The sequence below is a fragment of the Geodermatophilus sp. SYSU D01186 genome (assembly GCF_054050215.1).
The window spans coordinates 1-7,155 of the sequence record NZ_JBJGYW010000069.1 but is presented as its reverse complement, the minus strand read 5'-3'; the positions used below and the strand labels follow the sequence as shown (position 1 = coordinate 7,155).

At 73.8% G+C, this 7,155-nt stretch carries 8 protein-coding genes; 2 read left to right on the top strand and 6 right to left on the bottom strand.

Going from position 1 to position 7,155, the window contains the following annotated elements:
• Window positions 1-282 precede the first annotated feature (282 nt).
• The 4 genes from ACI784_RS25075 to folP all read right to left on the bottom strand — a co-directional run bounded on the left by ACI784_RS25075 (window position 283) and on the right by folP (window position 3,805).
• Window positions 283-1,881, bottom strand: a complete 1,599-nt coding sequence (locus ACI784_RS25075) for a 4-coumarate--CoA ligase family protein (RefSeq protein ID WP_457015320.1) — start codon at window positions 1,879-1,881, stop codon at window positions 283-285.
• An 80-nt stretch (window positions 1,882-1,961) separates the two neighbouring features.
• Complete coding sequence (locus ACI784_RS25070; protein WP_456922779.1) at window positions 1,962-2,387, bottom strand: PaaI family thioesterase; 426 nt, start codon at window positions 2,385-2,387, stop codon at window positions 1,962-1,964.
• Window positions 2,388-2,496: 109 nt separating this feature from the next.
• Entirely contained in the window at window positions 2,497-2,877 is a 381-nt protein-coding gene (locus ACI784_RS25065) for a VOC family protein (RefSeq protein ID WP_456922778.1), read from the bottom strand.
• A gap of 67 nt (window positions 2,878-2,944) precedes the next feature.
• Entirely contained in the window at window positions 2,945-3,805 is an 861-nt protein-coding gene (gene folP, locus ACI784_RS25060; RefSeq protein ID WP_457015319.1) for a dihydropteroate synthase, read from the bottom strand.
• 73 nt (window positions 3,806-3,878) lie between these two features.
• On the opposite strand from folP, the gene ACI784_RS25055 reads away from it, so the two are divergent.
• The gene (locus ACI784_RS25055) at window positions 3,879-4,340 is read left to right on the top strand and encodes a MaoC family dehydratase (protein ID WP_457015318.1); all 462 of its coding nucleotides are present in this window, start codon (window positions 3,879-3,881) and stop codon (window positions 4,338-4,340) included.
• A 16-nt stretch (window positions 4,341-4,356) separates the two neighbouring features.
• Here ACI784_RS25055 and ACI784_RS25050 read toward each other — a convergent pair whose 3' ends face one another.
• Window positions 4,357-5,613: a serine hydrolase domain-containing protein gene (locus tag ACI784_RS25050; RefSeq protein ID WP_456922775.1), complete on the bottom strand. Its 1,257-nt coding sequence runs from the start codon at window positions 5,611-5,613 to the stop codon at window positions 4,357-4,359.
• A 118-nt stretch (window positions 5,614-5,731) separates the two neighbouring features.
• On the bottom strand, window positions 5,732-6,016 hold the full coding sequence (locus ACI784_RS25045) for an HU family DNA-binding protein (RefSeq protein WP_091223132.1): 285 nt from the start codon (window positions 6,014-6,016) through the stop codon (window positions 5,732-5,734).
• A 183-nt stretch (window positions 6,017-6,199) separates the two neighbouring features.
• On the opposite strand from ACI784_RS25045, the gene ACI784_RS25040 reads away from it, so the two are divergent.
• Window positions 6,200-7,123 (top strand): aldo/keto reductase, encoded by a 924-nt coding sequence (locus ACI784_RS25040; RefSeq protein ID WP_457015317.1) that lies wholly within the window; start codon window positions 6,200-6,202, stop codon window positions 7,121-7,123.
• The last annotated feature ends 32 nt before the right edge of the window (window positions 7,124-7,155 follow it).

Genomic DNA, 7,155 nt, shown 5'->3' with positions numbered 1-7,155 from the left:
GGGACGGGGCCACGGGCGGTGGGCTGACCCCGTCCTGCCCACCGCTCGCAGGCTCGCGGCAGGTCCCGGGACGGGGCCACGGGCGGTGGGCTGACCCCGTCCTGCCCACCGCTCGCAGGCTCGCGGCGGGTCCCGGGACGGGGCCACGGGCGGTGGGCTGACCCCGTCCTGCCCACCGCTCGCAGGCTCGCGGCGGGTCCCGGGACGGGGCCACGGGCGCACCGCTGAACCCGCTCCGGGCGCACCGGCCTCGTGGCCGCCGGCGCGCCCGGAGCGGTCCGCTCAGCGGGCGGCCCTGAGCTCCTTGCGCAGGATCTTGCCGGCCGAGGACTTCGGCACCTGCTCGATGAACTCCACGAGCCGCACCTTCTTGTGCGGCGCCACCTTCTCGGCCATGTACTCCATGACCGCCTCCGGCGTCAGCGCCGAGCCGGCGGCCCGGACGACGAACGCCTTGGGCAGCTCCTCGCCGCTTTCGGCGTCCTTGACCCCGATGACGGCGGCGTCGGCGATCTCCGGGTGGCCGAGCAGCACGGCCTCGAGCTCGGCCGGGGCCACCTGGTAGCCCTTGTACTTGATCAGCTCCTTGACGCGGTCGACGACGGTGTAGACGCCGTTCTCGTCGACCACCGCGACGTCGCCGGTGTGCAGCCACCCCTCGGCGTCCAGGGTCTCGGCGGTGGCCTGCGGGTTGTTCAGGTAGCCCTTCATGACCTGCGGGCCGCGCACCCACAGCTCCCCGCGCTCGCCCGGGCCGACGTCCTCGCCGGTGGCCGGGTCGACCAGGCGGCACTCGGTGTTCGGCACCGACACCCCGACCGAGCCCTTCGGCACCGGGCCGGTGAAGCCGGGCGGCTCCATCCCGGCGTCGGGGGTGCTGTGCGAGACCGGCGACAGCTCGGTCATCCCGTAGCCCTGCGCGATCGTGACCCCCTCCGGGGCGCCCTTGCGCAGCCGCTGCTCGGCGGCCAGCGCCAGCCCCTCGTCCAGCGGCGCGGCACCGGAGGTGATGGTGCGCAGGGAGGAGAGGTCGTACTGGTCGACCAGCGGGTGCTTGGCCAGCGCGAGCACGATCGGCGGCGCCACGAACGCCCGCGTGATCTTCTGGTCCTGGATGACCCGGAGGAACTCCTCGAGGTCGAAACGGGGCAGCGTCACCACCGTGCCGGCGACCAGGCCCTGGTTCATCAGCACGGTCAGGCCGTAGATGTGGAAGAACGGCAGGACGGCGATGATCCGCTCGTCGCCGTCGTGCGCGTTCATGATCGGCCGCATCTGCAGCACGTTGGCCACGAGGTTGCGGTGCGTGAGCATGACGCCCTTGGGCAGCCCGGTCGTGCCGCTGGAGTAGGGCAGCGTCACCAGGTCGTTCGCCGGGTCGATGTCCACCTGCACCGACGGGGCGTCGCTGCTGAGCAGGTCCACCAGGGAGGCGTGCCCCTCGGCGCCGTCCATGACGACCACCTCCTCGACCGGCGCCTGCTGCACGGCGGCCTTCGCGCGGTCGAGGAACGGCGAGACGGTGATGAGCACCTTCGCCCCGGAGTCGCGCAGCTGGAAGGCGATCTCGTCGGGCGTGTAGAGGGAGTTGATCGGCGACATCACGCAGCCGGCCGCGGCGATCCCGTGGAAGACCACCGGGTACCAGGGCGTGTTCGGGCAGAACACCGCGACCACGTCGCCCTTGCGCAGGCCCCGGGCGTGCAGTGCGGCCGCGACGCGGTCGACGTAGGCGGCGAGCTGGCCGTGGGTGATCGTGTCGCCGCTGAGCCCGTCGACGAGCGCAGGGGCCTCGGGCCGCGCCCCGCCGGCGGTCAGGACGTACGCGGGGACCGACAGGTCCGGGATCTCGACGTCGGGATACGGGCTGGCCAGCGCCACGGGGACTCCTCTTCTCGGCGGGTGTGGCGTCAGTCTCACATCCGGCGTGGCCTGCGCCACAGAGGGGACACCCGCCCGGGTCACCGCGGCCAGAGCACCGACTGGGTGCAGCGGAACAGCGCGATCGTCTTCCCCGAGCCCGCCGCGGTCACCACGGCGTCCCACACCTGCGTCGTCCGCCCGGCGTGGGCGTTGGTGGCCACCGTGGTGATCCGGCCCTCCCGGACGGTGCCCAGGAAGTTGGTCTTCAGCTCGATCGTGGTGAACCCCGAGGAGCCCTCGGGCAGCAGCGCGCGGGTGGCCAGTCCGCAGGAGGTGTCGGCCAGCCCCACCACCGTGGCCGCGTGCAGGTAGCCGTTCGGGGCCAGCAGCTCCGGCCGCACGTCGAGGGCCGCCTCCAGCCGTCCGGGCTCGTGCGCGGTGATCGTCAGGCCCAGCAGGCCGGGGAGGGTGCCCGGCAGCAGGGCGTTGAGCTCGTCGGCGGTGTGGAACCCGGTGGCGGCCATGGCGCGGAACCTATCGACCGCCACCGTCGCCCCGCCGGGCGCACGTGTCGGAACCGGTGCGCACGTCAGGAGGCCCCGGACGTGCGCATCGGATCCTGTGCCGCGCGGCTCAGCCGGCGGTCTCCCACAGGCCGATGACGTTGCCCTCCGGGTCGCGCACGTACGCGGCGAAGCCCATGTCGCCCACCGGCATCTTCGGCGTCACCGTGGACCCGCCGAGCTCGCCGATCCGCTCCAGGGCGACGTCGATGCTCTCCACGTCGACGACGATGACCGGCGCGGTCGAGGGACCGCCCTCGCGGGCCATCATCCCGCCGTTGATGAAGCCCGGCTCGGTCGGTCCCTGGTCACCGCTGGGGCCGGACATGACCAGTGTGTAGGCCATCTCCGGCATCTCCTGGACCTGCCAGCCGAACGCCTCCTTGTAGAACCCGCGCGCACGGTCCCCGTCGTCGAAGGGGAGCTCGAAGTGCACGACCCTGCCGCTCATGCCGCCACCTCCCGGGCCGATCGGTGCGGCGCAGGCTAGACCCGCCGGGCGCGCGCCACCAGGGGCATCAGGCGAGGCCGCGGGTGGTGCGCAGCGGTTCCCGGTCACCGCGGATGGCCGCGACCATGTCCAGCGTCTGCCGGGTCGCGGCGACGTCGTGCGCCCGGAAGACCGTCGCGCCGAGCCAGGCGCTCACCGTGGTCGCCGCGAGGGTGCCGGTCAGCCGCTCCTCCAGGGGGACGTCGAGGGACTCGCCGACGAAGTCCTTGTTGGACAGCGCCACCAGCACCGGCCACCCGGTGGCGACCAGCTCGTCCAGCCGCCGGGTGGCCTCCAGCGAGTGGCGGGTGTTCTTGCCGAAGTCGTGCCCGGGGTCGACCAGCACCCGCTCCCGGTCCACGCCCGCGGCGACGGCGGCCTCGGCCAGCGCCGTCGTCCGGGCCACCACGTCGGCCACCACGTCGTCGTAGGTGACCCGGTGCGGCCGGGTGCGCGGTGGCAGGCCGCCGGCGTGGGTGCAGACCAGCCCCGCACCCGCCTCGGCGGCGACGGCCGCCAGCTCCGGGTCGACCCCGCCCCACGCGTCGTTGACGACGTCGGCGCCGGCTGCCAGGGCCTCCCGCGCCACCTCCGCGCGCCACGTGTCGATCGAGATCGGCAGCGCCGGGTGGGCCGCGCGGATGGCGGCGACCAGGTCGACGGTGCGCCGGATCTCCTCGGCGGCGTCCACGTCCTCACCGGGGGCGGCCTTCACCCCGCCGACGTCCACCATGTCCGCGCCCTCGGCGACCACCCGGTCCACCCGCTCGACGGCGGCGACCAGTTCGTAGGTGGCGCCGCGGTCGTAGAACGAGTCCGGCGTGCGGTTGACGATCGCCATGACGACCAGCCGCCCGGGTGGCACGTCGAGGGCTCCCAGACGCAGCAAGCCGTCCTCCGTCCGCGGTCCGTCTGTGGTGGAGTCAGCCAACCAGACGACCGCACGGCGGGAGGACGACGGGATGGCAGCGACGACGGCGCACGGCGTCGAGGGCGTGCAGGGCCTGGTCGGGCAGCACCTCGGCCACAGCGACTGGGTCGAGATCACCCAGGAGCGGGTGGACCTGTTCGCCGAGGCCACCGGCGACCACCAGTGGATCCACGTCGACCCCGAGCGGGCCCGCCGGGAGAGCCCGTTCGGCGGCCCGATCGCGCACGGCTACCTGACGCTGTCGCTGCTGCCCTCCCTGACGCCGCAGATCGTCGAGTTCACCGGCTTCCGCATGGCCGTCAACTACGGCACGGAGAAGGTGCGCTTCCCCGCGCCGGTGCCGGTGGGCAGCCGGGTGCGGGCCGGTGCGGTGCTCGACTCGGCCACCCCGGTCGACGGCGGCGTCCAGCTGGCGCTGACCGTGACCGTGGAGGTCGAGGGCGGCACCAAGCCGGCGATGGTCGCCACCACCCTCTCCCGCCGCTACACGTGAACCGGGTGGGGCGCCGTCAGTCGACCAGGGCCTGGTTGACCAGGGCGCGGAGGAAGTTGCGGATCGGCAGCGTGCTCGAGGGCAGCAGCTGGGTGTAGAAGCCCACCGTCACGTCCTCGACCGGGTCCACGTAGAACGCGGTGGACGCCGCCCCGCCCCAGCTGTAGTCGCCGGCGCTGGCCACCACGCCGTAGCGGGCGGGGTCGATGACCATCGAGAACCCCAGCCCGAAGCCCACCCCGCGCAGCGGCGTCTCGGCGAACAGCGGCCGGCCGAAGGACTCCAGGTCGGCGTTCCCCGGCAGGTGGTTGCGGGTCATGTGCGCGATCGTGCGCGGGCCGAGCAGGCGGCCGCCGTCGTGGGCGCCACCGCGGCGGAGCAGCTCGATGAAGCGCAGGTAGTCACCGGCGGTGGAGACCAGCCCGCCGCCACCGGAGAGGAACGCCGGCTTGTGCAGCGCCGCCGCGCCCATCGTGTCGAGCGGGGCGTACGTCGTCGGCACGCCGCCGGGCTGCCCCGGGACGGCGGTGTAGAGGCGGGCCAGGGACTCGGGGTCGTCGCCCTCGCGCAGCCCGAAGGAGGTGTCCCGCATGCCGAGCGGGGCGAAGATGCGCTGCTCGAAGAACTCGTCCAGCGGCTGGCCGGAGAGCACCTCGACCAGCCGGCCGAGGACGTCGGTGGAGACCCCGTAGTTCCACTCCGAGCCCGGCTGGAAGACCAGGGGGATGGCCGCCCACTGCCGGCAGACCTCCGCGCAGTCCGCGCCGGCCGGGGTGCCCCACTCGTGGCCGGCGGCCCGGTACATCGCGTCGACGGGGTGGGCGTGGTGGAACCCGTAGGTCAGACCGGAGGTGTGGGTGAGCAGGTGCCAGACGCGGATCGGCTCGGTCTGCGGGGCGGTCACCGGCTTCAGTGCCGAGCCGGCCACGTACACGCGGGTCTCGGCGAACTCGGGCAGCCACCGCGCGATGGGGTCGGAGAGCTCGAAGGCGCCCTCCTCGTACAGCATCATCGCCGCCACGGAGGTGATCGGCTTGGTCATCGAGTAGATGCGCCAGCGGGTGTCGGTCTCGACCGGCAGCCCGGCCTCGACGTCCCGGGAGCCGTACCGGCCCACGTGCACCAGACGGCCGTGGCGGGCCACCGTCACGAGGAAGCCGGGGAGCCGGCCCTCGTCCACCCAGCGGGCCAGCCGCCGGTCGATGCGGGCCAGGCGGCCGGGGTCGAAGCCCACCTCGGCCGGGTCGGTGTCCACCTGCAGCTCCGTCGTCACGTGCCCTCCGTTCGTCGGCGCACCCGCCGTCGGGCGGCGCCCGCCCCGCATCCTGACCCACGACGCTGTGAGTCAGCCCACACGGGTGCGGCCGCCGGCCCCGACGGGCCGGGGTGGATCAGACGGGGACGTTGCTCGCAGCCTTCTTCAGGTTCGAGCCGGCGGTGACCTTGACGGTGTTGGCCGCGGGGATGTCGATGGACTCGCCGGTCTGCGGGTTGCGGCCGGTGCGCGCCGAACGCTGGGTGCGCTCGACGGTCAGCAGGCCGGAGACGGCGACCTTCTCACCGCGGGTGATGGCATCGACGAGCTCGTCCTGGAGCCCGGCGAGCACCGAGTCGACGGTCGAGGTGGGCACGTCGGCCCGCTTGGCGATGGCGGAGACGAGTTCGGCCTTGTTCACGATCTTCCTCTCGAGAGTGGCTGGGGTGGTCGGCCCGCGGCAGTCCGCCGAGGTCGGACCGGTGGCACGCTGCCATGCCGTACTGACGATCCGCCACCGAGGGGGGTGGGACGGGTCCCTCACGCCCCATCGGTCCCACCCGATCGAGCGGCGTGCGCGGCCCTGCGCACCTAGCGTGGGGGCATGCCGCAGATCCCCGGGACCGACCTGCACGTCAGCGACCTGTGCCTGGGCGGCAACGTCTTCGGCTGGACGGCGGACGAGGCGACGTCCTTCGCGCTGCTGGACCGCTTCGCCGACGCGACGCCGTCCACGCAGGCCCCGTTCGTGGACACCGCGGAGTCCTACGGCAAGGGACGGTCGGAGGAGATCCTCGGCGCCTGGATGGTGGCGCGCGGCGCGCGGGACCGGGTCGTGGTGGCGACGAAGGCCTCGCCGCTGGAGAAGGAGCACCCGCTGTCCGCGGCGGCGATCCGCACGGCGGCCGAGGGGTCGCTGCGCCGGCTGCAGACCGACCGGATCGACCTCTACTACGCGCACTACGACGACGAGACGACGCCGCTGGAGGAGACGCTGCAGGCGTTCGACGAGCTGGTGCAGGCCGGCAAGGTCCGCCACGCCGCGGCGTCGAACTACTCGGCGGCGCGGCTGACCGAGGCGCTGGACACCTCGGCGCGGCTCGGCCTGACCGGTTACGTGGCGCTGCAGCCGCACTACAACCTCATGGAGCGGCCGGCCTACGAGGCGGAGCTGCGCGACGTCGTCGAGGAGCGCGGGCTCGGCGTGCTGCCGTACTTCGCCCTGGCCAGGGGTTTCCTGACCGGCAAGTACCGGGCGGGGGAGCAGGTCGACTCGCCGCGGGCGAAGGGCGCGGCGGCGTACGTGGGGGAGCGGGGCGACCGCGTGCTGGCCGCGCTGCAGGAGGTGGCGCAGGCCCACGGGGTCAGCGGTGCGGCGGTGGCGCTGCGCTGGCTCGCCGACCAGCCCACCGTGGTGGCGCCGATCGCCAGCGGCCGGTCGGTGGACCAGCTGGCCGACCTGCTGCCCATGCAGGACCTCGTGCTCACCGACGACCAGCGGAGGCTGCTCACCGACGCGTCGTCCTGAGCGGGGTGGCCCGGGTGCGGCCTGCGCACCCG

What these genes read in the sequence shown, in the direction of transcription:
- ACI784_RS25070 (WP_456922779.1), bottom strand. Translation starts at nt 2,387, where the DNA reads ATGGCCGCCACCGGGTTCCACACCGCCGACGAGCTCAACGCCCTGCTG.
- ACI784_RS25065 (WP_456922778.1), bottom strand. Translation starts at nt 2,877, where the DNA reads ATGAGCGGCAGGGTCGTGCACTTCGAGCTCCCCTTCGACGACGGGGAC.
- ACI784_RS25055 (WP_457015318.1), top strand. Translation starts at nt 3,879, where the DNA reads ATGGCAGCGACGACGGCGCACGGCGTCGAGGGCGTGCAGGGCCTGGTC.
- ACI784_RS25040 (WP_457015317.1), top strand. Translation starts at nt 6,200, where the DNA reads ATGCCGCAGATCCCCGGGACCGACCTGCACGTCAGCGACCTGTGCCTG.